Source organism: Streptomyces sp. NBC_00258 (assembly GCF_036182465.1).
In the GTDB taxonomy this organism is placed as follows: domain Bacteria; phylum Actinomycetota; class Actinomycetes; order Streptomycetales; family Streptomycetaceae; genus Streptomyces.
Genome location: NZ_CP108081.1, coordinates 8,443,555 through 8,467,304, shown reverse-complemented (window position 1 = coordinate 8,467,304; position 23,750 = coordinate 8,443,555). Strand labels below are relative to the sequence as shown.

Genomic DNA, 23,750 nt, shown 5'->3' with positions numbered 1-23,750 from the left:
CCACGGCACGTCCACGATCCGCGTCGTCAGACCAGGGCGGCGGCCTCCTGAGCGGAGAGGCCGCCGCCCTCCGCGTAGGCGGCCTCGTACGCCTCGTTGTCGAGGAGGGCGCGTACGGCCGTCTCGGCGCGCTCCCGCACATGGCGTTCGATCGGGGACCGGAAGTGGCCGGACGGCAGCAGCCCGTCGGCGGCGCCGAGACAGCGGGTGGCGTCCCGGGCCCGTTGTCCGCCGTCGACACCGGACAGCGCGAGGGCGGCGGTGGCCAGATGCGCCGACAGCATGTTCGGCGAGATCATGAGGCTCAGCGGGTCCTCCGCCCGCCGCAGGGCGCCCCGTACCTTCGTCACCGCCTCCTCGTACAGCCCCTCCACGGCGTCCAGCCAGGCCTCCACGCCGAGCACGTACGCGTCGAAGACCACGAAATGGACAGCGGCGAACTCCTCACGCATCCGGGCCATCTGGGTGCGGGCCTCGGCAAGCCGGCCGGTGCGGCCGAGCCACATCGCGAGGAAGAGCCGGGCCGCGGGCATCGCCTCGTTGCGCGCTCCGTAGCCCTGGTCCAGGACTTCGCGGAGCAGCCGCTCGCCCCGCTCGGCCTCCCCCAGGTCGATGAGCACGCTGCCGAGGCGGGTGGTGAGGATGGCCGTCTGGGCGTGGGCACCGAGGCGTTCGGCGTAGGTGATGGCCGCCCGGTAGTCCGCCGCGGCGAGTTGGTACTCACCCTTGCGTTCAAGGGCCTCGCCCCGTGCGGAGAGTGCCTCGGCGGCGCCCCAGCCGTCCCCGATGCGGACGAAGATCTCCAGCGACTCGTCCGCGTCACGGGTGGCGTCACCGGCCCAGTCGGTGCGGTTGGCAAGGATGTTGGCGCGCATCTGCAGGGAGCCGGCCAGCTCCCACTGGTATCCGAGCTCCCGGCAGGTGGCGATGCTCGCGTCGATGACCTCGCGCAGCCGGTCCATGTCGCCGGTCAGCATCACGGCGTAGAACCAGAGATAGCCGGGGTTGCGGCAGACCTGTGGGAGCCCGGGCCGGTAGGCCTCGGTGATGGCCAGCAGCTTCGCCTCGGCCTCCGGGGTCTGCCAGGTCTCCAACTCCAGGTCCATACAGGCGAGATGGAGGAGGTGGACACCGCGCCGGGCCTCGGCGAGGACCTCCGGACGCATCGGTGGCGGAGTCGCGGTGCACGGTTCGTAGAGCGGGACGGCGGGTTCGGCGGGCGGCGCGAACGGGTCCGGGCCGAGCGCCATGACCTCGCGGCACCAGTTGCGTGCCGCCGTGCGCAGGTCGCGGATCTGCCAGTACCAGGCGAGGGAGAGGACGAGGCAGAGCGCCTCCTGCTCGTCGTGTTCGGCGACGGCGCGCTGCAGTGCGGCGCGCGTGTTCTCGCCTTCGGCCTGGAGCAGTTCGATGGCCGCGCGCTGGCCGGGGCCGCGCAGCTTCGGCTCGGTGGTGCGGGCGAGTTCGCGGTAGTACGTGAGGTGCGCGCGCTCGGCGGCGGGGCGTTCGCCGGACTCGTCGAGCCGCTCCCCGGCGTACTCGGCGACGGTCTCCAGGAGCCGGTAGCGCATCTCGCCGTCGGCCCCTCCCAGGGGTGAAGGGGCCGCGACGACAAGGGACTTGTCGACGAGCGAGCCGAGCCCCTCCAGGGCGGCGGGTCCGCAGACGGCCTCGGCGGCGGCGAGGTCGCAGCCGCCGGCGAAGACGGACAGCCGCCGCAGCACGTCCCGTTCGTCCTCGTCGAGGAGGTCCCAGGACCAGTCGACGACGGCACGGAGTGTCTGCTGGCGCGGCAGGACCGTACGGCTGCCGGAGGTGAGGAGGCGGAAGCGGTTGTCGAGGCGGTCGGCGATCTGCCGCGGGGTGAGCATCCGCAGCCGGGCGGCGGCCAGTTCGATGGCCAGCGGCAGTCCGTCGAGCCGTCGGCAGATCTCGGCGGCGGCCGCCGCGGTCTCGGCGTCGGCGTCGACGCGGAAGCCGGGCCTGGCCGCGGCGCCCCGGTCGGCGAGCAGCTTCAGCGCGTAGGGCTCGGGCAGCGGTTCCACCGGACGCAGCAACTCCCCCGGTACGCCGAGGGGTTCGCGGCTCGTGGCCAGTACGGTCAGTCCGGGGCAGCGTTCCAGGAGCTGTTCGACGAGGCGGGCCGCGGCGTCCACGACGTGTTCGCAGTTGTCGAGGACGATCAGCATGCGGCGCTTGGCGCAGTGCTCGGTGAGCCGGGCGAGGGGGTCGTCGTGCCGGTCGGTGACGGCCCGCATCTCCTCGGCGCCGGCGCCGCGCAGCACGGTCTCCCGCGCTCCGACCGCTGTGAGCACGGCCTCGGGTACGGCCTCCGGGTCGTCGACGGGCGCGAGTTCGGCCAGCCACACCCCGTCGGGCACGGACGCGGCCACGCTCTCGGCGGCCTCCTGGGACAGCCGGGTCTTGCCGGCCCCGCCGGGCCCGAGCAGTGTGACGAGCCGGGCGGCCCCGAGGTCCCCGCGGATGGTCTCCAGGTCGGTGTGCCGGCCGACGAACGAGGTGAGCCTGGCGCGAAGGTTGCCGAGGGGGGCGGTGCTGTCGCGGATGCCGGGCGAGGGATCGGGCCCGGGCGGGTGCTCGTACGACGTCGGCCGGTGTCCGTTCTCACTCGTTTCCCCCCGTAGCAACTCCCCGTGCAGCGACCGCAGTTCGGGTCCCGGGTCGGTGCCGAGACGGTCGGCGAGGAGCTGTCGTACGGATTCGTAGCCCGCCAGTGCCTCCGCGGTGCGGCCCGCGTCGCGCAGGGCACGCAGGCGCAGGAGCTGGAGGGGCTCGTCCAGGGGGTGTGCGTCGCTGAGGGCGGTGAGGTCGGGGAGGTACTGCTCGGCCTGGCCGAGGGCGAGGGCCGCGGTGAGGCGGGCGCGGTGTGCGTCGAGGCGGCGGGTCTCCCAGCGGGACGACTCGGCGATGCGGTCCGGGAGGTCGGCGAGGGCGGGGCCGTGCCAGAGCGCGAGGGCGTCGTCGAGGACGACGGCCGCCTTGCCGGGGTCGCCGTCCGCGAGCGCGCGGGCGCCCTCCCCGGCGAGCCGCTCGAAGCGGTACAGGTCGATGTCGTCGGCCGCCGCGCACAGCCGGTAGCCGCCCTCCGCGGACGTGATCGCGTCCGCGCCGAGCGCCCTGCGCAGCCGGCCCACCAGGGCCTGCAAGGCACCCGTGGCGTCGGCGGGCGGGTCGGCGCCCCACACCTCGTCGACCAGCACGGCCGCGGGCACGGTCCGTCCCGGCCGCAGGGCGAGCACGGTCAGCAGGGCACGCAGCCGCGCCCCGCCGACCGGGACGGGGGTTCCGTCACCGCGGAGTGCCTGGGTGGTGCCGAGAATGCGGTAGCGCACGGGGTCCATTGTCTCCGGTGGTCTCAGCACGGGTCGCGGGGTTCCTGCGGAGTGGCGCCCGGGATGTCGGTCGTGACGAGGGCCCCGGCCTCCGCGGGGTCCTGCGATGTGCGGTTTTCTGCCAGTTCGGACCCTTTGGCCCGGGTATCGGCCGAACGCAGCGACCGCTCCCCCGGTACGGGTTCACACTGCGCCCGCGTGCCCGCGTAGAACACCTGCCACGACCTCATGGGTCCACCCTCCCCGGAACTCACAGGCGATCGCGAGACGTTTTCGGCATACGCCCGGTACGGTCGGGCACGCCCCTCAGCATGAAGCCCGCTGAGCGAACCCCAGGGAGCCCGACCCCATGACCACCGCCACCACCCGCCACAGCGACCGGCGGATCAGCCCCGTCTTCCTCGGGATCGTGGCCGTCACCGCGGTGACCGGATGGGCCACCTGGACGGGCTTCGCCGAGCAACCCGGCGTGGCCGTCTTCCTGTTCGTGACGGCGGCCTGGATCGTCTCGCTCTGTCTGCACGAGTACGCGCACGCGCGCACGGCCCTGCACAGCGGCGACATCTCGATCGGCGCGAAGGGGTATTTGACCCTCAACCCGCTCAAATACACCCACGCCCTGCTGAGCATCGTGCTGCCCGTCATCTTCGTGATGATGGGCGGTATCGGTCTGCCGGGCGGCGCGGTCTGGATCGAGCGGAACCGGATCCAGGGCCGCTGGAAGCACAGCCTGATCTCGGCGGCGGGCCCGCTGACGAACGTGCTGTTCGCGGTGGTCTGCACGGCCCCGTTCTGGCTGAACGCGCTGGACGGCGTACCGGCGGACTTCCGGTTCGCCCTCGCGTTCCTCGCGCTGCTCCAGGTCACGGCCGCGCTGCTGAACTTCCTGCCGGTGCCGGGCCTGGACGGCTACGGCATGATCGAGCCCTGGCTGTCGCACAACATCCGCCGCCAGGTGGAGCCCCTCGCGCCCTTCGGGCTGCTCCTCGTGATCGCCATCCTGTGGATCCCGGCGGTGAACGGTGTGTTCTTCGACGTGATCGACGCGCTGCTGCGCAGCCTGAACATCGACGAGTTCCAGACGTACTGCGGGCAGGACCTCTACCGCTTCTGGACGGAGACCAACGAGTACTGCTCGGTCACCCCGTGACGGACGGCGCCTGGCGGCGCGCCCTGTCCCGGCGCAGGTAGTACCAGGTCATGTTGGACGAGAGCCCCGCGAGCAGCACCCATACGATCCCCAGCCAGCTGCCCTGGACGAAGGAGACGACGGCCGCGGCGGTGGCCAGCAGGCAGACGACGAGGGCGTAGAGGGCGAGTCGGGACATGGGGTGCGGCTCCTGTCGGTCCTGTCGTTTGCTGTCCGTCCCGTCGGCGGGACTCTGCCCGGTCCCGTCGGGGGGACACTGCTGCTCCAGTGTCCCCCACGTCCGGAGCCCGCCCGCACGCACCGGGTGCGGAACCCGCCGCACGACTACACGTCGGTCAGACGCAGACCCGCGTGGGCCTTGTACCGGCGATTCACCGAGATCAGGTTCGCCACCAGCGACTCGACCTGGTGGGCGTTGCGCAGCCGCCCGGAGAAGATGCCGCGCATGCCGGGGATGCGGCCGGCCAGCGCCTGGACGATCTCGACGTCCGCGCGCTCCTCGCCGAGGACCATGACGTCCGTGTCGATCTCCGCGATCTCCGGGTCCTGGAGGAGGACCGCGGAGAGGTGGTGGAAGGCGGCGGTGACCCGCGAGTCCGGCAGCAGGGCGGCGGCCTGCTCGGCGGCGCTGCCCTCCTCGGGCTTCAGCGCGTACGCGCCCTTCTTGTCGAAGCCGAGCGGGTTGACGCAGTCGACGACGAGCTTGCCGGCCAGTTCCTCGCGCAGGGACTCCAGCGTCTTGCCGTGTCCGTCCCACGGCACGGCGACGATCACGATGTCGCTGCGGCGGGCGGTCTCGGCGTTGTCGGCGCCCTCGACGCCGTGTCCGAGTTCGTCGGCGGCGGCCTGCGCGCGCTCCGCGGCCCGCGACCCGATGATCACCTTCTGGCCGGCCCGCGCCAGCCGGTAGGCGAGGCCCTTGCCCTGCGGACCGGTGCCGCCGAGTACGCCGACGACGAGCCCGGACACGTCGGGAAGGTCCCAGGGGTCCTTCGCGGGCGCCTTCTGTGCACTGTCAGTAGAGGTCATGGGCCGACTTTACGTGCGCGGTTCCCGTCCGCGGCGCTCAGGTGAGCCCCGTCACGGGCACCCTGCGGAAGACGATCGTCTCGTACGCGCCGAAGTCGCCCGTCTCGTAGAGGAGTCCGACGGTGTCGTCGTCGACGCGGACGAGATCGGAGTACCCGGCGGGCAGCCCGTCCACGGTGTGCGCGGGCCGCCAGGTGACGCCGTCGTCGGTGCTGGCGCGGATCGTCATCAGGGCTCGGAACCCGGGATCGGCGGGGCCGGAGTACAGCAGGACGTCCGGGTCGCGGAGCTGGAGCACGCTGCCCTCGACGACCGGGCCGGTGAGGCCGGCCTGCGGACGGAAGGGCTTGACCAGGGTCTGGCCGCCGTCCCGCGAGTACGCGTCGGCGCGGGTGCCGGGGGCGGTGGAGTCGGTGCGGGTGTTGAAGTAGACGCGTCCGTCGGGGAGTTCGGTGGCCGTGGTCTCGTTCACGTTGATGTAGTTGTCGGTGTTGTCGTCGACGTACCCGATGCGCCAGGTCTCGCCGTCGTCGTCACTCAGCAGACAGTGCCCGCCGTTGTACTTGCCCTCGGTGCCGGTGTCCTTGCCGGCCGGCGGGAGGGAGTGGTTTGCGGGGACCACGACCCGGCCGGTGCCCAACTGGAGGGCGTGGCCCGGGGTGGTGGCGTACCACCGCCAGGAGTCCTTCTTCGTCTGCTTCGTGATCTCCTTCGGGCTCGACCAGGTGAGGCCCTCGTCGTCGCTGTGCTGGACCCAGACGCGGCGTCCGTCGGCGGCGCTCACCTTGCCGCGGCGGATGGCGTCCTCGGTGGCGAGGGCGGCGTTGCGGAGGTGGACGAGCAGGACGCGGCCGGTGTCGAGGACGACGGGGGCCGGGTTCCCGGAGAGCGCGTCGCCGTTCTTTGCGGCGACCTGGAGCGGGCCCCAGGTCAGGCCGCCGTCCGTGGAGCGCTTCAGCACGATGTCGATGTTCCCGAAATCGTCGCGGGAACCGACCCGGCCCTCGCAGAAGGCAAGCAGGGTTCCCCCGCCCGTGGCGACGACGGCGGGGATGCGGAAGCTCGCGTAGCCCTCCTGTCCCGCCCGGAACGGCACGGATGTCTCAGTACTGGCCATGGAACCCTCCCTTACCGACTGGGACGGACACTCTGCCCACCCCGGGCGAATTCATGGTGAACGCCACCTGACGAGTGGCCGGTTGCGGCAGGATGCGTGCGCATGGATGCCGTACGGGTCGCCCTGTTGCGCGAAGTGCTCGCCGGGACCGAGTGGCCGGGTGCCACGCGGCGGTTCGCGGGAGCGCTGCGGTCCTCCGTGCTGCCGCACGGGGGCGGACTGCTGCTGGTGGGGACGGCGGAGTACGAGCCGTGGCACCTCGCCGCGCATCTGGTGGACGAGGCCGCCTGGTCGGGCACGCCGGAACTGACGCCGACGCTCGTACGGCACGGGGCACGGCCCGGGGACCCGGCCCATCTGGCCGTCGGACTCGGCCGGATCGAGGCGGCCAGGCGGGGCGAGACGCTTCTGGTCGTGGCGCCGGACGCCCCCGGGGCCCCACTCCTGGAGCGGGTCCACGACGCGCGCCGGGCCGGAGCGACGGTCCTGGCGCTGGACTGCGGCGACCGTGAACTGCACGCGATGGCGCACGAGGCGCTCGCGGTGCCGTCGGAGCCGGACCTCGACCTGGACACCGTGCAGCACCTGGTGAGCGCGGCTGCCGGGGAGAACTCGCTGCCCTCGCCGCGCGGCAGGCGGCGGCTGCGGGACCGGCTGTCGCGGCTGGCGGACCAGTTGACGTCTCCGCCGCCGGCGCGCTGGTGACGAACGCGCCGGTACCGCCTTGCCAGTGACGCACTAGTCGGTGCCGACGTGCTGGTGACGTATCCGCCGGTGGCCTGAAGGTCCTCCGTGGTCGGAAAAGCGGTTGTCCTCGTCGGGGGCCGCGCCGGACCATGACACCTCGTGACGGAACCCGATTGCGACACCCCCGAACCTGCCCCCGGCCCGGCCCCCTCGCGCCTGCGCGCGCTGCTGCCCGATCTGGCGCCGTGGCGGACCTCCGCCGACTTCCGGCGGCTGTGGGTGGCAGGGCTCGTCACCAACTTCGGCAGCTTCCTGACGTTCGTCGCGCTGCCGGTGCAGATGAAGGAGCTGACCGGCTCCGTGGTGGCCGTCGGCGCGATCGGCGCGGTGGAACTCGTCCCGCTGATCGTGTTCGGGCTGTACGGCGGAGCGCTCGCCGATGCCCTGGACAAGCGGAAGCTGATCCTCTGGACGGAGGTGGGGCAGGGGCTGCTGAGCGGCGTGCTGCTGGTCAACGCGCTGCTGCCGGATCCCCTGGTGTGGCCGTTGTACGCCGTCGCCGCGCTCTCCTCCTCGCTCGTCGCCGTCCAGCGGCCCGCTCTGGACGCGCTGACGCCGCGCATCGTGCGGCACGAGCACCTGCCTGCGGCGGCCGCGCTCAACTCGTTGCGGTGGACGGTCGGCGGGGTCGCGGGTCCTGCGGTCGCGGGGCTCGTCGTGGCATACGCCGGGCTGGGCTGGGCCTATGCCGCGGACCTGGGGACCTTCGTGGTGTCGGTCGTGCTCGCCGTGGGTCTCGCGGCCTCGCCCGCCTCCCACGAGGCCGCGAAACCGTCACTGCGGTCGATCCTGGAGGGCGCCCAGTACGCGTGGAGCCGCAAGGAACTGCTGGGGACGTACGCCATCGACCTGGCTGCCATGTTCTTCGCGTTCCCGCTTGCCGTGCTGCCCTTCCTCGCGGACGAGCTGGACGCGGAGTGGTCGCTGGGCCTGATGTACGCGGCCCTGCCCGCCGGGTCGCTGCTGGTGAGCCTGACGAGCGGGTGGACGTCCCGGGTGCACCGGCACGGGCGGATGGTGGTGCTGGCTGCGGCGTTCTGGGGCCTCGCGATGGTGGCCGCGGGGGCCGTTCACGATGTGTGGCTGGTGCTGCTGTTCCTCATGCTGGGCGGGTGTTTCGACATGGTCAGCGGAATCTTCCGCGCGGCGATGTGGAACCAGACGATCCCGGACGAGCTGCGGGGGCGGCTGGCGGGGATCGAGCTGCTCTCGTACTCGGTGGGGCCCCAGCTGGGACAGGTACGGGCCGGCGGGATGGCCGCGTGGATCGGTGTGCGGGGCTCTGTGTGGGCCGGGGGTGTGCTGTGCGTGGCCGCGGTGGGGGCGCTCGCGTTGTGCCTCCCGAAGCTCATGACGTACGACGTGCGGACGAATGAGCATGCGGTGCGGTTGAAGGAGGCACGGGGGAAGGTTGAGGCCGGTTCTTAGGCTGCGGGCCGGTGGGGGCTGGTCGCGCGGTTCCCCGCGCCCCTAAAAGACAAAAGCCAGGGGCGCGGGGAACTGCGCGATCAGCCACGACGGACCCGCAGGTTCATGACGACCCTTCCGGCGGAGCCGTCAGTCGTCGTCCGAGTTCCGCGCGGCGGAGTCATGCCAGCGGGGGTCGTTCTCCCACTCGAGGTTCCGCTCACGGGCGATCTCCATCGCCTGCTCCGCCTCGCCGCGGGACGCGTACGGGCCGAACCGGTCCTTGCCCGGGCAGTCGGGCCCCTCTTCGACCTTCTTGTGCTCCAGGCAGTAGTACCACTCGCCCGGCTTCCCGACGGTCCGCTTCTTGAACAGGGCCATGGCTGAGGCTCCTTTCGCCAGGGACATCGTCCCCCACCACCCGCTGGTTAGACTCGCTGGCATGTCTGGCCAGTCGCTGCTCGTACCAGGGGAGCTTTCTCCCACCCGTCCCGTGCCGGGAAACATCAGGCGTCCCGAGTACGTGGGCAAGCCCGCCCCCACGCCGTACACCGGAGGGGAGGTCCAGACCCCGGAGACGGTCGAGGCGATGCGTGTCGCGGGGCGGATCGCCGCCCGGGCGATGGCCGAGGCCGCGAAGCTCATCGCGCCCGGCGTCACCACGGACGAGCTGGACCGGGTCGCCCACGACTACATGTGCGACCACGGCGCCTACCCGTCCACGCTCGGCTACCGCGGTTTCCCGAAGTCCCTGTGCACCTCCGTGAACGAGGTCATCTGTCACGGCATCCCGGACTCCACGGTCCTGCGGGACGGCGACATCATCAACCTCGACGTGACGGCGTACATCGGCGGCGTGCACGGCGACAACAACGCCACGTACCTCGTCGGTGACGTGGACGAGGAGTCGCGGCTGCTCGTCGAGCGGACCCGTGAGTCCCTCGACCGTGCCATCAAGGCCGTCAAGCCCGGCCGGCAGATCAACATCATCGGCCGGGTCATCGAGTCGTACGCGAAGCGGTTCGGGTACGGGGTCGTGCGGGACTTCACCGGGCACGGCATCAACTCGTCGTTCCACTCGGGGCTGATCATCCCGCACTACGACAGCCCGCACGCGACGACCCTGATCCAGCCGGGGATGACGTTCACGATCGAGCCGATGCTGACGCTGGGGACGCACGAGTACGACATGTGGGACGACGGGTGGACCGTCGTGACGAAGGACCGGAAGCGAACCGCCCAGTTCGAGCACACGCTGGTCGTCACGGACAGCGGGGCCGAGGTGCTGACCCTGCCGTAACCGGCCTTTTCCGCACCAAGCCGCCCGCTCGAACAGAGGGGCGGCTTTTTATGTGGATCGGGTGGGGATCCGGGGTACGGTTTTACCGACAGGGCGTCGGGAAACCTGTTGACTTAGGTAAGCCTAACCATAGAAGATAAGCCCGGCTCTCGTCTCCCTTCGGCCCCGGAGGTCTTCATGAACTCGCCGAGCACACCGTTCTCGACGCTCATCCGCACCGCGTCGCACGAGCAGCACGGGCAGGCGCACGACTCGTCGTTCATGAGCGAGTTGCTGGGCGGCAGGCTGGGCGTGGACGCGTACACGCGGTACACCGAGCAGCTGTGGTTCGTCTACCGGGCGCTTGAGGAAGGCGGGCGCGAGCTGGCCGGCGATCCCGTGGCGGGGCCGTTCCTGCGCCCCGAGCTGGTGCGGGTGGCCGCGCTGGAGCGGGACCTCGCGCATCTGCGGGGCCCGGACTGGCGCGAGAGCGTCACCGCGCTGCCCGCGACCGAGGAGTACACGGCGCGGATCACCGAGTGCGCGCGTACGTGGCCCGGTGGGTACGTGGCGCATCACTACACCCGTTACCTCGGCGACCTCTCCGGTGGCCAGGTCCTGCGGAGCAAGGCGGAGCAGACGTGGGGCTTCGCGCGCAAGGGGGACGGGGTGCGGTTCTATGTGTTCGAGGACATCGGGAACCCTGCCGCGTTCAAGCGGGGGTATCGCGAGCTGCTCGACGGTGTGCTCGCGGATGATCTGGAGAAGCAGCGGATCATCGCCGAGTGCAAGCGGGCGTTCGCGCTCAACATCGCGATCTTCGTTGCCTTGGGGGAAGAGTTCCGCATCAGTGCGTGAGCGCTCCGCCTTTTGGGCTGGGTTTCGGGTGCGGGTGCGTGAGGGCTGGTCGCGCAGTTCCCCGCGCCCCTAAAAGCAAGAAGCCGGGGGCACGGCCCGCATGAAACGTGCGGCCGTGTCTCGCCGAAGGGGCGCGGCCCCTCTTCTCAGTGCTCCAGGAACACCCTGCCGCCCAGCTCCACCCAGCCCTCCGGCTGTGGGGCTGTGAGGAGTTGGGAGCCTGTGCCCTGGATGATGTTCAGGGCTCGGCCCAGTTGGGCTGTCAGTTGGAGGGCCGCGGCGCCTGTGGCCTCGTCCTCGTGCACGCCGTCGCCGCGGCCGGGGAAGCCGCGGGCGCGGATACGGCCGGCCGCCTCGTCCTCCCAGGCCCAGGCGTAGATCCACTCGCCGGGCGGGGGCACCTCCAGCGCGTCGACCTCGGCCGCCGTGTCGTACCGGCGGAGTGTGCGAGGCTCCGGCCACTCCGGGCGGGCCTCGATCCAGCTGAACTCGCCGTCGAGGCGGGTGCCCACCACGCCCGCGGGCGTGACGAGTTCGGGTACGTCGAGCAGCCAGGCCGCGCCGACACAGGGGTATCCGGCGAAGGGCAGCCGCACACTGGGTGTGTAGATGTCGATGACCCCGCGCTCGGGATCGTCCACGAACACCGTCTCGCTGAACCCGAGTTTGGCCGCGAACGCCTGTCGTTCGTCCCGCTCCGGCAGTACGGAACCTTCCCGCACGACCCCGAGTTCGTTGCCGTACTCACCGCGCGGTCCGCAGAAGACCCGCAGCACGTCGTAATCAGTCACGCGGGCATTCAAGCACTACAGGAGTGGTGCGTACGCATCCGGCCGCCGACCCCTGATGGCAGGGGCGGCGGCCGGTCGCCGTCGGTTCGGTCAGGCCTGGGCCGTGTCCGTCGCGCGGCGGCGGCGCACCGCGAACACCACGCCCGCGCCCGCCGCGACCGTCGCCGCGGCCGCCGCGCCCAGGGCGCCGACGGGGACGTCGGAGCCGGTGGAGGCGAGGCCGCCCGTCACGCCGCCCGTGGTGGAGCCGGTCGTGCCCGCGCCGCCGGTGGTTCCGCCGGTCGTGCCTCCCGTGGTGCCGCCCGTCCCGCCGGTGGACGACGTCGGGTCGGTGTCGGGGAGTTCGGCGTCCTCGGACAGGGCCACGGAGAGGTCGACCGGGTCGAGTTCGGCGCCGGCCTGGTAGAAGCCGCCGAAGGCCTCCGCGCCCGCCTTGGTGAGGGTGGCGGTGACGTCGTCGAGGGTGATGACGTCGTTCCTGGCCGTCAGGTCGGCGGACTTGGGCTTGAGCTCGGCGAGGGTCACGTCGGCGGACTTCTTGCCGAGGCTGTCGACGTCCGCGGTCAGCTTGCCGGAGCCGCCGTCGACCTCCGCCTTGAGGTCGCTGAGGGTGAGGTCGAGGCCGTAAGTGCCGTTCGTCTCATGGCCCTTGAAGTTGACCGAGCCCTTGAAGGAGGCCTTGAGGGTGTCCTCGTCCGTGTCGTAGGTGCCGGTGGCGTCGGGGAAGGTGAAGATCCCGTTGCCGGACGCCTGCGCGGCGCCACCGGAGACGGTGATCCTGCCCTTGGCGACACCGTCCACCACGTACGTACGGAAGGACTGCTTGACGCCCCAGCCGAGGGTGCCGTCCGTGATGTCGCCCTTGGTGGCCGCCTCGGTGGGCGACGGGGTCGGGCTCGTGGTCTGCGACGGGGTGGTGGACGGGGTGCCCGAGGGGGTGGTGGACGGCGTCGTGGAAGGGGTGGGCGACGGGGTCGTGGAGCCGGAGGGCGTCGGGCTCGGCGACTCGGTCTTCTTCTCCACCACCGTCAGGGGGTCGCCGGCCGCGCCGGTGTAGCTTGCACTGCCGAAGACGTCGCCCGCCTCCTTCGTCAGTTTGGTCGCCATGTCCGTCATCGTGCGGGTGACGGTGACCTCGGCGAGCGGCACGTCCTGCTGGGTCGTGCCGCTCTTCGTCACGTCGGCGGTGACTCTTGCGGCCTTGCTGTCGAACTTCACGTCGGACAGGGCGAGTTCGAAGCCGTGCAGCTTGGAGACGATCTTCAGGCCGCCCTCGAAGCCGAGCGCCACGGTGTGGGCCTCGGAGTCGTAGGTCCCGGTGCCGTTGACGAAGGTGAACGCGCCGTTGTCCTTGGCCTGCGTGGCGCCGCCCTCGGGCGTGAAGCTGCCGGCCGCCATCCCGGTCACGTACGTGCGGTACGACTGCTTGATGCCCCAGGTCAACTCGTAGCCCTTGAGCGGTACTTCGGCGGCGGACGCGGACGTCGCGGCGAGCGCGGTGGCGCCGAGGGTGACGGCGGTCGCGCAGGCAGCGGCGAGGGCTATGGGGCGGCGGCGGTTGGCGGCCATGGTCGTGGGTCTCCTCGGTTCAGTGTGTGGGAGTCCGTCAACAGGTGGACGGATCAAGGGGGTTCAGTCCTCTTGGGGTGCGTCGGCGGCGGGCTGTGCACGACGCCTGCGGAAGATCAAGAAGGCCGCGGCCACCACGATCAGGGAAGCGGCCGCAAGGCCGATGGGCAGGACGGGGACGTCCGAATCGCTCGCGGTGGCCTCCGTCCTGGGCTCGGCCGTCTTCTGTTCGGCGGCCGCGGCCTCCGGGGTGGCCGACTCCGCGCTGCCCAGGTCGGGCAGGGCGGGCAGTTCGGCGCCGGCGGTCAGGGCGACGGCGAGGGAGACCGGGTCCATCTCCGTGCCCGCCCTGTACATCCCGCCGAAGGCCTCGGCCCCGTCGGCGGTGAGCTTCGTGGGCGCCTCGGTCACCTGGGCGAGGCCGTCCTTCGGCTTGAGGTCCTTGGCCGTGAAGGTGACCAGGGGGACCTTCTTGGCCGTGCCGTTCGCCTTGTCCGTGCCGCCCGCGCTGGTGACGTCCGCGTAGAGCGTGCCCTTTCCGTCGTCCGTGACCTTGGCCCGGAGTGCGTCGAGCGTGAGGTCGAGGCCCTGCTCGCCGGTGAAGCGGACGGCTCCGGTGAAGGTCGCGTCGAGGGTCTGCTTCTTCTCGTCGTACGTGCCCGAGCCCTTCGGGAAGCGGAAGAGTGCGCCGCCGTCCTCGGCTCCGTCGGTGAGCTTCCACTCGCCCTTGGCGATGGACCCGGTGACGTACTCGCGGAAGGTCCGGCGCACGCCCCAGTCGACGGCGCCGTCCTCGATCCGGCCGGAAGTCTCCTTCTTCGCCTTGGACTTGGACGGGGAGGGGGACGGCGTGCGCGACGGCTCGGCGGCCGCCGCGGCCCTGACGTCCGCCGAGAGGCTGACCGGGTCGAGGGCGGTACCGGCCGTGTAGTACCCGGCGAAGGACTTGGCGCCCTGGGCGGTCAGGGTGGCGGGCAGGTTGTTCAACTGGACCGCGTTGCCGCCGCCCTTCATGTCGATGCCGCCCAGGGAGAGGGAGGCGAAGGGCACCTGCGAGGACGTCGTGACCGCCCCGGTGCCCTTCGCCTTGCTGATGACGTCGACGTAGAGGGTGCCGCCGTTGCCGGAGAGGCGGACGGTGGGGCGGCTGATCGTGAGGTCGAGCTGATGCGTGCCGTCGTCCTTCTTGTGCCCGAGGAAGTGGACACCGCCGGAGAAGCCGGCGTCGAAGGCGCCCGAGGCACCGTCGTACGTCCCGGTCGCCGAGTGGAATCGGAACTGGCTGCCGCCGACCGTGGCGGCGCCTCCTGTGAGGGAGAAACCGCCGTTCGCTATCGGGCCGGTGACGTAGCTCTGGAAGGAGGATTTGATGCCCCAGTCCAGGCGGCCGCCCTGCACGGTACGGCTCGCCGCCTGGGCTTGACCGGCCGGGAGCAGCGCCACGAGTACTGCTGCGCAGAGCAGGGTCACGTACGTGCGTAGGTGCGGGCGCGAGGGCATGGAGGTCCTCCGGGACGGGCGGGATCTGGCCGGATGCGGTGGCGTCCTGGCGAGAAAGGTAAGGCTAACCTAAGCTAAGTTTTCCGATGCGGGAAGCGTCGGATGAGACAGAAGAGGGGGACTGCGGGTCGTTTGTCGGCCGCGGACCGTGGGGGCCGGTCGCGCAGTTCCCCGCGCCCCCAAGGGGCGGAGCCCCTCCGAAGGGCGCCCGTGCCCTGTCGGCGAACCGAAAGGAACCACGCGACCGTGCGACGTCTGCGTACTCGAGTGGCGGGGGCACTGCTTGCGGTGCTCGCGCTCACGGTGACGGCCTGCTCCTCGGACAGTTCGCCGGAAGGAGCGCCGGCCGCCAAGGCCGCGGCCGCCGCCGACCGTGTCGAGCCGCTGGCGGACACCCCGAAACCCCAACTCCCGGTCACCGTGCGCTCGTCCGACGGCAGGAAGGTCACCGTCAGGGACGCCGGGCGGATTGTTCCGCTGTCCGGGAGTCTCAGCGAGATCGTGTTCACGCTCGGGCTCGGGGACCGGGTCGTCGCCCGGGACATCACGGCCACCTTCGCGCAGGCGGAGAAGCTGCCGGTGGTCACCCGCAACCACGACGTCTCCGCGGAGAGCGTCCTGTCGCTCAAGCCCGATCTCGTGCTCGCCGAGACCAGCACCGGGCCCGACGAGGCCATGGACCAGATCCGCGACGCGGGTGTCCCCGTTCTCGTCGTCGACCCCGCGAAGGGCCTGGACGACGTGGGCCCGCGGATCGGGACGGTGGCCCGCGCCCTCGGCGTACCGGCCGCGGGCAAGGAGCTCACGAAGCGCTCCGAGGAGCGGATCTCCGCCGTGCGCAAGGACATTCCGAAGGAGACCGACAAGCCGCGCGTCGCCTTCCTCTACCTCCGCGGCACCGCCTCCGTCTATCTGATCGGCGGCAAGGACTCCGGGGCCACCTCGCTGCTCGAAGCGGCGGGAGCGGTGGACGGCGGCGCCGAGTCGGGTCTGGAGAAGGACTTCACGACGATCACCACGGAGGCACTCGCCGAGGCCGCCCCCGACGCGATCCTCGTCATGTCCAAGGGCCTCGAATCCGTCGGCGGCATCGACGGTCTCGTCAAGATCCCCGGTGTCGCCCAGACCCCCGCCGGAATGGAGCGCCGGGTCGTCTCGATCGAGGACGGCGTCCTCCTCAACTACGGGCCCCGCACCGACGAGGTGCTGAAGTCCCTGGTCGACCAGCTGTATGGGAACGCCAAGTGACCGTGACCGACAAGGGAGCCGCCCCCGGTTCCGGGACAGCGGCCGCGGCCCCGGAGGCGTCCCCCGCCCTCGACCGGCCTGCCGGGCCCCGTCGCGGCACGCCCTGGCTGCTCACCGTCGGGATGGCCGTCCTCCTCGGCCTCCTCACCCTGGCCTCCGCCGGGCTCGGCGCGTACGAGATATCCCCCGGTGACGTCCTGTCGTCCATCGCGCACCGGGCCGGCGTCGGCGGCGGCGAACTCGCCCGGGTACCCGAGTCCGTGCTCTGGAACGTGCGCTTCCCGCGGATCGTGCTCGCGCTGCTCGTCGGTGCCTCGCTGGGCTGCGCGGGCGCGCTGATGCAGGGCGTGTTCGGCAATCCGCTCGCCGAACCGAGCGTCATCGGCGTCTCGTTGGGCGCGGCGGTCGGTGCGGTCGCCGCGATCTCGCTCGGTCTGAACTTCCTCGGCAACTGGACCCTCCCCGCCTTCGCGTTCGTGGCGGGTCTCGGCACGGCCCTGCTGGTGTACTCGATGTCCCGCTCGGGCGGCCGTACGGAGGTCGTGACGCTGATCCTCACCGGTATCGCGGTGAACGCCTTCGCGGGTGCGCTGATCGGTCTGTTCATCTTCCTCGCGGACACCGCCGCCGTGAACCAGATCACCTTCTGGCAGCTCGGTTCGCTCTCCCAGGCCACCTGGCCGAAGGTGCTCGCCGTGCTGCCGTGCGCGGCGGCCGGTCTGGCCGTCGCGCCCTTCTACGCGAGGAAGCTGGACCTGCTGGCGCTCGGCGAGCGTCCCGCCCGGCATCTGGGCGTGGACGTCGAACGGATGCGTGTCGTGCTGATCCTGGTCGTCGCACTGCTCACGGCCGCGGCCGTGAGCGTCTCCGGTGTCATCGGTTTCGTGGGGCTCGTCGTCCCGCATCTGCTGCGTATGGCGGCGGGCCCCGGCCACCGCTTCCTCATTCCCGGCAGTGCGCTCGGCGGTGCGGTGGTGCTGCTCGCGGGCGACCTCGCGGCCCGTACCGTCGCCGAGCCGGCCGAGCTGCCGCTCGGGGTGCTCACCGCGCTCTTCGGCAGCCCGTTCTTCTTCTGGCTGCTGCGCAGGACCCGTCGCAGGCAAGGAGGCTGGGCATGAGGTGGCTCAGGCTGCCCGGTACGAGGCCCGCGTCTCCCGGCCCCATGCACCCCGGAGACGTACTCGCCGAGGCCGAGGCCCTGCACGTCCGGCTCGGTGCCCGCGAGGTGCTGGCCGGCGTGGACGTCACGGCCCGCGCGGGCGAGGTGCTGGCCCTGGTCGGGCCCAACGGGGCGGGAAAGTCCACCCTGTTGGGAGCGCTCGCCGCCGATCTCCCGGCCGCCGCAGGAGTCGTACGCGTCCACGGTCGTCCGGCGTCCGACTGGTCGGCGCAGGAACTGGCCCTGCGCCGGGCGGTGCTCCCCCAGTCCGCCGCGCTCTCCTTCCCGTTCGCGGTCGAGGAGGTCGTACGGATGGGCCGGGCGCCCTGGGCCGGACGGCCCGAGGAGGATGAGGACGACTCGGCGGTGGCCGCGGCCATGGCGGCGACCGAGGTCACGGACTTCGCGGGCCGCGCCTTCTCGGCGCTCAGCGGCGGTGAGCGGGCCCGGGTGGCGCTCGCCCGGGTGCTCGCCCAGCGCGCCCGGCTGCTGCTGCTCGACGAACCGACCGCCGCCCTGGACCTGCGCCACCAGGAACTGGTGCTCCGGGTCTGCCGCGCAAGGGCGCACGCCGGGGACGCGGTGGTCGTGGTGCTGCACGATCTGGGGCTCGCGGCGGCCTACGCGCACCGGGTGGTGATCCTGCGCGCCGGGCGTGCGGTGGCCGACGGACGGCCGGCCGAGATCTTCACCGACCGACTACTTTCGGACGTCTACCAACAGCCGGTCGAGGTCTTCCCGCATCCACGCACCGGCGAGGTCCTGGTGGCCCCGGTGAGGGGTTCTTGACCGGTCTTTGACCGTTTCGTGGGGGGTGGATTGAGTCGCCGTGATCAAGCCGTGGCCATCCATCACCAATGAGAGTCGAATCACTGGACGGGCAGCTTTCAGTCAGGTAAGCCTCAGATAAGTTAGGGCAGCCTCACCGAGACTCTGTGCCTCCCCTGTGACCCTCTTGGAGCCTGTATGCGAGCCGTCCGACTCTCCGTCACCGCCGCCGTGACCGCGGCGGCGCTGGCCGCTGTCACGGGCTGCACCGAGAAGAGCGATGCCTCGGGCGGCGACGACCGCGTCGTCAAGGTGACCGCCACGGACTCCAAGTGCGAGGTGTCGAAGACGAAGTTCCCTGCCGGGCACATCCAGATAGACGTCGAGAACAAGGGCTCCAAGGTCACCGAGGTCTATCTCCTGTTCCCGGACGACCGGATCGTCACCGAGCGCGAGAACATCGGTCCCGGCACCAAGCAGAAGGTCACCGCCGAGGTGAAGGAGGGCGACTACCGGATCGCCTGCAAGCCGGGCATGAAGGGCAAGGGCATCCGCCAGGACGTCACGGCCACCGGCAGCGGCAAGGTCGCCAAGCGCGACCCGCGCCTGGACTCCGCGGTCGCCGCCTACCGCGAGTACGCGCAGGAGCAGGCCGACGAGACCCTGCCCAGGACGAAGGTCTTCGCGCAGGCGGTCAAGGACGGCGACATCGAGGCCGCGAAGAAGGCGTACGCCGGCTCGCGCATCGGCTGGGAGCGGACCGAGCCCGTCGCCGAGTCCTTCGGTGACATCGACCCGAAGGTCGACGTGCGCGAGGACGGTCTGGAGGAGGGCCAGGACCCGGAGAAGGACTGGACCGGCTGGCACCGCCTGGAGCGCTCGCTCTGGCAGGACAAGAAGCTCACCGACCGCGACTCCGAGCTCGCCGACCAGCTGATCACCGACCTCACCGACTGGCAGAAGCGCGTCGGCAAGGCCGAGATCACCCCGACCTCGATGGCCAACGGCGCCAAGGAACTCCTCGACGAGGTCGCCACCGGCAAGGTCACCGGCGAGGAGGAGCGCTACTCGCACACCGACCTCGTCGACTTCAAGGCGAACGTCGAGGGCGCGGAGAAGTCGTACGAGCTGCTGAAGCCGGTCGCCTCGGAGAACGACGCGGCGCTGACCAAGGAGCTCGACACGCAGTTCGCGGCGCTGAACACGCTGCTCGACAAGTACCGCGAGGACAAGACCTCCTACGACTTCACCTCGTACGACAAGGTCGGCAAGGCCGACCGCAAGGAGCTCTCCGACGCGGTGAACGCGCTCGCGGAGCCCCTGTCCAAGCTCGCCGCCGCCGTCGTGAAGTAGGACGTGACGTAAGAGGGGCCCTGGCGCCATGACGGACACCACGAACACGACGGAAGCCACCGACGGGACCGACGGAGGCACGGACCGGAACGACTCGGCCGCGGACCGGAACGAGGAGACGACGGACTCCGTCTCCCGTACTCCGTCGCGGCGTTCACTGATCGGCTGGGGCGGTGCCGGGCTCGCGCTCGGGGCCGCCGCGGCCGGCGGTGCGGTGGCGATGGCCCGTGGCGGCGACGACGCGGAACCGACCGCCGCCGCCGCGGGCGCCGCGGTCGCCTTCCACGGAACGAACCAGGCGGGCATCGCCACCCCGGTGCAGGACCGGCTGCACTTCGCCGCGTTCGACGTGAAGACGACGGACCGGGCCGCGTTCGTCCAGTTGCTGAAGGACTGGACCGAGGCCGCGCGGCGGATGACCGCCGGGCACGCGGTCGGCGAGGGCGCGTACGGCGGTCTGGCCGAGGCGCCGCCGGACGACACCGGTGAGGCACTGGGCCTCAAACCGTCGCGGCTGACCCTGACGATCGGCTTCGGCCCGTCCCTGTTCGACAAGTTCGACCTCGCGGACCGGCGGCCCGAAGCCCTGGTCGACCTGCCGAAGTTCGCGGGCGACAACCTCGACGGGAACCGCAGTGGCGGCGACCTGTGCGTCCAGGCATGCGCGGACGACCCGCAGGTCGCGGTGCACGCGATCCGCAACCTCGCCCGCATCGGCTTCGGCAAGGTCGTCATCCGCTGGTCCCAACTGGGCTTCGGCAAGACGTCCTCGACGACCCCGGAGGCCCAGACCCCTCGCAATCTCATGGGGTTCAAGGACGGCACCCGCAACATCGCGGGCACGGAGACGGACCGGCTGAAGAAGTTCGTGTGGGTCGAGGAGAAGGACGGCCCGGCGTGGATGGTCGGCGGCTCGTATCTCGTGGCCCGGCGCATCCGCATGAACATCGAGACCTGGGACCGGACTTCCCTCCAGGAGCAGGAGGACATCTTCGGCCGTGACAAGGGCGAGGGCGCTCCGGTCGGGAAGGCCAAGGAGCGGGACAAGCCGTTCCTGAAGGCGATGAAACCCGACGCGCACGTACGGCTCGCGCACCCCGACACCAACGCCGGGGCCACGCTCCTGCGCCGCGGCTACTCCTTCACGGACGGCACCGACGGCCTCGGCCGCCTGGACGCGGGCCTGTTCTTCCTCGCGTACCAGCGGGACGTACGCAAGGGCTTCATCCCGGTGCAGCGGAGCCTGGCGGCCGACGCGCTCAACGAGTACATCCAGCACGTGGGTTCAGCGGTCTTCGCGGCCCCGCCGGGCGTCCGCGACAAGGACGACTGGTGGGGCCGGGCCCTGTTCTCGAAGGATTCGCAAGACTCGACGGATTCTCAGAGCTCCACGAACTCCAAGGAGGCGTAGGCCGTGTTCGCGAACTATCTGATCGGCCTGCGCGAGGGCCTGGAGGCCAGCCTCGTCGTCTGCATCCTCATCGCGTACCTGGTGAAGACGGACCGGCGGGACGCCCTGAAGCCGATCTGGATCGGCATCGCCATCGCGGTGGGTCTGGCCCTCGGCTTCGGGTGCGCGCTCGAATTCGGCTCCCAGGAGCTGACGTTCGAGGCGCAGGAGGCACTCGGCGGCTCGCTGTCGATCATCGCGGTCGGCCTGGTCACGTGGATGGTCTTCTGGATGCGGCGTACGGCCCGCCATCTGAAGGCCGACCTGCACGGCAAGCTGGACGCGGCGCTGCAGATGGGCACGGGTGCGCTGGTCGCGACCGCGTTCCTGGCCGTGGGACGCGAGGGCCTGGAGACGTCCCTGTTCGTCTGGACGTCCGTACGCGCGTCCAGCGACGGCACCGAGGGCCCGCTCATCGGCGTGCTGCTGGGCATCGCGACCGCGGTCGTGCTCGGCTACCTCTTCTACCGGGGCGCCCTGCGCATCAACCTCGCCAAGTTCTTCACGTGGACCGGCGCCATGCTGGTCGTCGTGGCCGCGGGCGTTCTCGCGTACGGCTTCCACGACCTCCAGGAGGCCGACTTCCTGCCGGGTCTGACGAACAAGGCCTTCGACATCAGCGAGACCATCCCGCCGGACAGCTGGTACGGCACGCTCCTCAAGGGCGTCTTCAACTTCCAGCCCGATCCGACGGTCCTCCAGGTCGTCGTGTGGTCCCTGTACTTGGTGCCGACCCTCGCCTTCTTCCTGGCCCCCTCACGGCCGGGCAAGGACAAGGCGAAGCCGGCGGCCGCACCGGTGCGCGAAGAGGTCTGAGAAGAGGCCCGGGAAGAGGTCCGGAAGAGGTCCGACAGGGACGTTTGGGGACATGGCGGGGCGCGCTGGATCACGGTGCGGGCGCGGTACGTGATCCCGCCGTCCACGTGCTCCCCGGCCCCGGTAGGGTTCCCCTCCGGGAAGGGGAAGGTGACGGTACCGATGAGCAGGGATCACGGCCCTCGTAGGCCTCGCAGGCTTGGCCGGAGCGCGCTGACGGCGGCATCCGTGACCGTGCTGTCGGTGACGGCGAGCGGGTGCGTGGTGGTGCACGGGGAACGGGAGATCCTCCCCGGGGCGACCAGGACCGAGGCCGCGCGTGCGCTGAAGGACTTCACCGCCGCCTACAACGAGGCCAACGGTGCCAACGACCCGTCCCTGGACGCGGACCGGGTCACGGGTGCCCTCGGGGACATCGACGGCGCGAAGCTGAAGGCCGGCGGCAAGAACCAGCCGGGCGGCAACCCCGACTACGTGCCGCTGAAGCTGAGCGACACCGAGTTCACGATCCCGAAGAAGGCGGGCTGGCCGCGCTGGTTCGTCACCGACTCGAAGGCCAACAAGGGGCGTGGCGAGGACCGTTGGCTGCTGGTGTTCACCCGGGGCGGCGCCGACGACGTGTGGCAGGTCTCGTATCTGACGATCGTCGCAGCCGAAGAGGTGCCGGACTTCACTAAGGACAAGGACGGCTGGGCGGAACCGGTCACGGCGACCGCGGCGGACCTGGCGGTCGCGCCCGGGGACCTCCCCCAGGGCTATGCGACCTACCTCAAGGACGGCGGCGACACCTTCGCCGCGGGCACCCACACCACCAAGTGGCGCTCCGACCGCACGAAGAGCGCGAGCCGCCCCGGCCTCGCGCAGCAGTACATCGACGAGCCCCTGACCTCCGGCGACTACGCCCCGGTGGCCCTGCGCACCACCACCGGCGGCGCCCTCGTCTTCTTCACCACCCGCCACTACCAGAAGCAGACAGCGGCCCAGGGCGTCCCCATCAACGTCACCAACGCCGACGTCAAGGCCCTCATGACCGGCGAACCAAAACAGTCCCTCACCCTGGAGTCCATCTCCAACCAGGCAGTACTGGACCCCGCCAAGGACGCGGCGAACCAACAGGTGGAGTTCCTGGGCAGGATTCAGGGTTTGACGGCGGCGAAGGGCGAGTAAGGGGTGCGTCCCGCCCCTTCAGGGGCGCGGGAACGACGCAGTCTTTTGGCTTTTAGGGGCGCGGCGAACTGCGCATCTTTAGGGCGCGGGCGCAGCTTTGGGGGCGCGGGGAACGGCGCAGTCTTTTAGGGGCGCGGGGAACTGCGCGACCAGCCACATGCGGCCCGCAGGCAGAGCAATCAGCGAGGCAGGGCAGGGGTCGGGGCGGCGTCAGCCCCGAAGGGGCCACGCCGCAACATGGTCCCGCTCAACCCCCGCATACCGAGCACACTCATCGGTAAGCACCTCGAGCAACGACAAAGGATCCGGCAGCCCATGCTCCGGCCCCCGCACCCACTCCACCGCCAACTCCCCCGGCAACCGAGCCGGCGGCACCAGCACATAAGACCCACGGCAGTGCCACCGCAGCCCCGGATGCTCATCCATCGTCTCCGGATGACAGTCCAGCTCACACGGCCACCACTCGTCCTCGTCCTCGGGCGTACCCCGCGTGGCGGTGAAGAAGAGCATCCGGTCACCCCCGGACACCGCGACGGGCCCGACCTCGACGCCGAGCGCGAGCAACCGCTCCAGCGCCTCCTGCCCCGCCTCCAGCGGAACGTCCAGCACGTCGTGCACCATGCCGGTCGCGGTGATGAAGTTGGCCAGCGGCTGATGCCGGGCCCACCGCTCGATCTGCGCCCGGTCGGTCGTGGACTGCGTCTGCCAGGCGAAGGACACCGGGTGCCGCGCGGGGGTGGGACACCCGACACGGTCGCAGGAACATCGGTAGGCGGAGGGGTGGGCGGCGGGCGCGAGCGGCAGCCCGGCTCCGGCGGCGGCAAGCAGCAGTTCCTCACGACCCGAGGCATCGTCCGCGGCGTCGGCCGTCGAGGGGCCTCGTCGGCCACGCAGCCACTGGGAGATCCTGCCCTGCCCGCCCGAGCGGCGGCCCATCTCTGCGCTCATCGATCCCCTCGCCCTGGCTGTTGTGCGGACAGCATGCCCTA

Annotated in this window: 21 protein-coding genes; 12 read left to right on the top strand and 9 right to left on the bottom strand. The window is 71.1% G+C overall.

Going from position 1 to position 23,750, the window contains the following annotated elements; all coding sequences use genetic code 11:
- Positions 1-26: 26 nt before the first annotated feature.
- Positions 27-3,362 carry an AfsR/SARP family transcriptional regulator gene (locus OG718_RS37795; RefSeq protein WP_328847902.1) on the bottom strand — a complete coding sequence of 1,112 codons (3,336 nt, stop codon included), beginning with the start codon at positions 3,360-3,362 and terminating at the stop codon, positions 27-29.
- 340 nt (positions 3,363-3,702) lie between these two features.
- Here OG718_RS37795 and OG718_RS37790 point away from each other — a divergent pair, with 340 nt between their 5' ends.
- Positions 3,703-4,503 (top strand): site-2 protease family protein, encoded by an 801-nt coding sequence (locus OG718_RS37790; protein WP_328846330.1) that lies wholly within the window; start codon positions 3,703-3,705, stop codon positions 4,501-4,503.
- Here the strand turns inward: OG718_RS37790 and OG718_RS37785 are convergent.
- The 3 genes from OG718_RS37785 to OG718_RS37775 all read right to left on the bottom strand — a co-directional run bounded on the left by OG718_RS37785 (position 4,493) and on the right by OG718_RS37775 (position 6,649).
- Entirely contained in the window at positions 4,493-4,681 is a 189-nt protein-coding gene (locus tag OG718_RS37785; protein ID WP_143631290.1) for a hypothetical protein, read from the bottom strand. The genes OG718_RS37790 and OG718_RS37785 overlap by 11 nt on opposite strands.
- A 146-nt stretch (positions 4,682-4,827) precedes the next feature.
- Entirely contained in the window at positions 4,828-5,532 is a 705-nt protein-coding gene (gene npdG / locus OG718_RS37780; protein WP_143631292.1) for an NADPH-dependent F420 reductase, read from the bottom strand.
- A gap of 37 nt (positions 5,533-5,569) precedes the next feature.
- Positions 5,570-6,649: a sialidase family protein gene (locus tag OG718_RS37775; protein ID WP_328846329.1), complete on the bottom strand. Its 1,080-nt coding sequence runs from the start codon at positions 6,647-6,649 to the stop codon at positions 5,570-5,572.
- 102 nt (positions 6,650-6,751) lie between these two features.
- Here OG718_RS37775 and OG718_RS37770 point away from each other — a divergent pair, with 102 nt between their 5' ends.
- Entirely contained in the window at positions 6,752-7,354 is a 603-nt protein-coding gene (locus OG718_RS37770) for a hypothetical protein (RefSeq protein ID WP_143631296.1), read from the top strand.
- 141 nt (positions 7,355-7,495) lie between these two features.
- Positions 7,496-8,824, top strand: coding sequence for an MFS transporter (locus OG718_RS37765; protein WP_328846328.1), 1,329 nt, complete (start codon positions 7,496-7,498; stop codon positions 8,822-8,824).
- A gap of 129 nt (positions 8,825-8,953) precedes the next feature.
- On the opposite strand, the gene OG718_RS37760 is transcribed toward OG718_RS37765, so the two are convergent.
- A complete protein-coding gene (locus OG718_RS37760) occupies positions 8,954-9,184 on the bottom strand; it encodes a hypothetical protein (RefSeq protein ID WP_143631298.1) in 231 nt (76 codons plus the stop codon).
- Positions 9,185-9,245: 61 nt separating this feature from the next.
- On the opposite strand from OG718_RS37760, the gene map reads away from it, so the two are divergent.
- Both map and OG718_RS37750 read left to right on the top strand, forming a co-directional pair.
- Complete coding sequence (map, locus tag OG718_RS37755; RefSeq protein WP_143631300.1) at positions 9,246-10,103, top strand: type I methionyl aminopeptidase; 858 nt, start codon at positions 9,246-9,248, stop codon at positions 10,101-10,103.
- 177 nt (positions 10,104-10,280) lie between these two features.
- Positions 10,281-10,940, top strand: coding sequence for a biliverdin-producing heme oxygenase (locus OG718_RS37750; RefSeq protein ID WP_328846327.1), 660 nt, complete (start codon positions 10,281-10,283; stop codon positions 10,938-10,940).
- A gap of 146 nt (positions 10,941-11,086) precedes the next feature.
- On the opposite strand, the gene OG718_RS37745 is transcribed toward OG718_RS37750, so the two are convergent.
- The 3 genes from OG718_RS37745 to OG718_RS37735 form a co-directional block, all read right to left on the bottom strand.
- On the bottom strand, positions 11,087-11,731 hold the full coding sequence (locus OG718_RS37745) for a PhzF family phenazine biosynthesis protein (protein ID WP_328846326.1): 645 nt from the start codon (positions 11,729-11,731) through the stop codon (positions 11,087-11,089).
- Between the two features lie 90 nt (positions 11,732-11,821).
- Complete coding sequence (locus OG718_RS37740; protein WP_328846325.1) at positions 11,822-13,300, bottom strand: HtaA domain-containing protein; 1,479 nt, start codon at positions 13,298-13,300, stop codon at positions 11,822-11,824.
- Between the two features lie 63 nt (positions 13,301-13,363).
- A complete protein-coding gene (locus OG718_RS37735; protein WP_143631307.1) occupies positions 13,364-14,800 on the bottom strand; it encodes an HtaA domain-containing protein in 1,437 nt (478 codons plus the stop codon).
- A gap of 246 nt (positions 14,801-15,046) precedes the next feature.
- Here OG718_RS37735 and OG718_RS37730 point away from each other — a divergent pair, with 246 nt between their 5' ends.
- From OG718_RS37730 to OG718_RS37700, 7 genes are all read left to right on the top strand, one after another.
- Complete coding sequence (locus tag OG718_RS37730) at positions 15,047-16,048, top strand: heme/hemin ABC transporter substrate-binding protein (RefSeq protein WP_143631309.1); 1,002 nt, start codon at positions 15,047-15,049, stop codon at positions 16,046-16,048.
- A 2-nt stretch (positions 16,049-16,050) separates the two neighbouring features.
- Complete coding sequence (locus OG718_RS37725) at positions 16,051-17,166, top strand: FecCD family ABC transporter permease (RefSeq protein ID WP_143632819.1); 1,116 nt, start codon at positions 16,051-16,053, stop codon at positions 17,164-17,166.
- Positions 17,163-17,996 carry a heme ABC transporter ATP-binding protein gene (locus OG718_RS37720; RefSeq protein WP_328846324.1) on the top strand — a complete coding sequence of 278 codons (834 nt, stop codon included), beginning with the start codon at positions 17,163-17,165 and terminating at the stop codon, positions 17,994-17,996. Before OG718_RS37725 ends, OG718_RS37720 begins: the two co-directional genes overlap by 4 nt.
- A 177-nt stretch (positions 17,997-18,173) precedes the next feature.
- Positions 18,174-19,328: an iron uptake system protein EfeO gene (gene efeO, locus OG718_RS37715; protein ID WP_328846323.1), complete on the top strand. Its 1,155-nt coding sequence runs from the start codon at positions 18,174-18,176 to the stop codon at positions 19,326-19,328.
- A gap of 28 nt (positions 19,329-19,356) precedes the next feature.
- Positions 19,357-20,739 carry an iron uptake transporter deferrochelatase/peroxidase subunit gene (gene efeB / locus OG718_RS37710; RefSeq protein WP_328846322.1) on the top strand — a complete coding sequence of 461 codons (1,383 nt, stop codon included), beginning with the start codon at positions 19,357-19,359 and terminating at the stop codon, positions 20,737-20,739.
- A 3-nt stretch (positions 20,740-20,742) separates the two neighbouring features.
- Complete coding sequence (gene efeU / locus OG718_RS37705) at positions 20,743-21,594, top strand: iron uptake transporter permease EfeU (protein WP_328846321.1); 852 nt, start codon at positions 20,743-20,745, stop codon at positions 21,592-21,594.
- Between the two features lie 162 nt (positions 21,595-21,756).
- Positions 21,757-22,761: a hypothetical protein gene (locus OG718_RS37700; RefSeq protein WP_143631320.1), complete on the top strand. Its 1,005-nt coding sequence runs from the start codon at positions 21,757-21,759 to the stop codon at positions 22,759-22,761.
- 210 nt (positions 22,762-22,971) lie between these two features.
- Here OG718_RS37700 and OG718_RS37695 read toward each other — a convergent pair whose 3' ends face one another.
- Positions 22,972-23,709 (bottom strand): bifunctional DNA primase/polymerase, encoded by a 738-nt coding sequence (locus OG718_RS37695; RefSeq protein ID WP_143631323.1) that lies wholly within the window; start codon positions 23,707-23,709, stop codon positions 22,972-22,974.
- Positions 23,710-23,750: the final 41 nt, after the last annotated feature.

Coding starts and splice junctions, on each gene's coding strand:
- OG718_RS37795 (WP_328847902.1), bottom strand. CDS start 3,362: ATGGACCCCGTGCGCTACCGCATTCTCGGCACCACCCAGGCACTCCGC.
- OG718_RS37790 (WP_328846330.1), top strand. CDS start 3,703: ATGACCACCGCCACCACCCGCCACAGCGACCGGCGGATCAGCCCCGTC.
- OG718_RS37785 (WP_143631290.1), bottom strand. CDS start 4,681: ATGTCCCGACTCGCCCTCTACGCCCTCGTCGTCTGCCTGCTGGCCACC.
- npdG (WP_143631292.1), bottom strand. CDS start 5,532: ATGACCTCTACTGACAGTGCACAGAAGGCGCCCGCGAAGGACCCCTGG.
- OG718_RS37775 (WP_328846329.1), bottom strand. CDS start 6,649: ATGGCCAGTACTGAGACATCCGTGCCGTTCCGGGCGGGACAGGAGGGC.
- OG718_RS37770 (WP_143631296.1), top strand. CDS start 6,752: ATGGATGCCGTACGGGTCGCCCTGTTGCGCGAAGTGCTCGCCGGGACC.
- OG718_RS37760 (WP_143631298.1), bottom strand. CDS start 9,184: ATGGCCCTGTTCAAGAAGCGGACCGTCGGGAAGCCGGGCGAGTGGTAC.
- map (WP_143631300.1), top strand. CDS start 9,246: ATGTCTGGCCAGTCGCTGCTCGTACCAGGGGAGCTTTCTCCCACCCGT.
- OG718_RS37750 (WP_328846327.1), top strand. CDS start 10,281: ATGAACTCGCCGAGCACACCGTTCTCGACGCTCATCCGCACCGCGTCG.
- OG718_RS37740 (WP_328846325.1), bottom strand. CDS start 13,300: ATGGCCGCCAACCGCCGCCGCCCCATAGCCCTCGCCGCTGCCTGCGCG.
- OG718_RS37735 (WP_143631307.1), bottom strand. CDS start 14,800: ATGCCCTCGCGCCCGCACCTACGCACGTACGTGACCCTGCTCTGCGCA.
- OG718_RS37720 (WP_328846324.1), top strand. CDS start 17,163: ATGAGGTGGCTCAGGCTGCCCGGTACGAGGCCCGCGTCTCCCGGCCCC.
- efeO (WP_328846323.1), top strand. CDS start 18,174: ATGCGAGCCGTCCGACTCTCCGTCACCGCCGCCGTGACCGCGGCGGCG.
- efeB (WP_328846322.1), top strand. CDS start 19,357: ATGACGGACACCACGAACACGACGGAAGCCACCGACGGGACCGACGGA.
- OG718_RS37700 (WP_143631320.1), top strand. CDS start 21,757: ATGAGCAGGGATCACGGCCCTCGTAGGCCTCGCAGGCTTGGCCGGAGC.
- OG718_RS37695 (WP_143631323.1), bottom strand. CDS start 23,709: ATGAGCGCAGAGATGGGCCGCCGCTCGGGCGGGCAGGGCAGGATCTCC.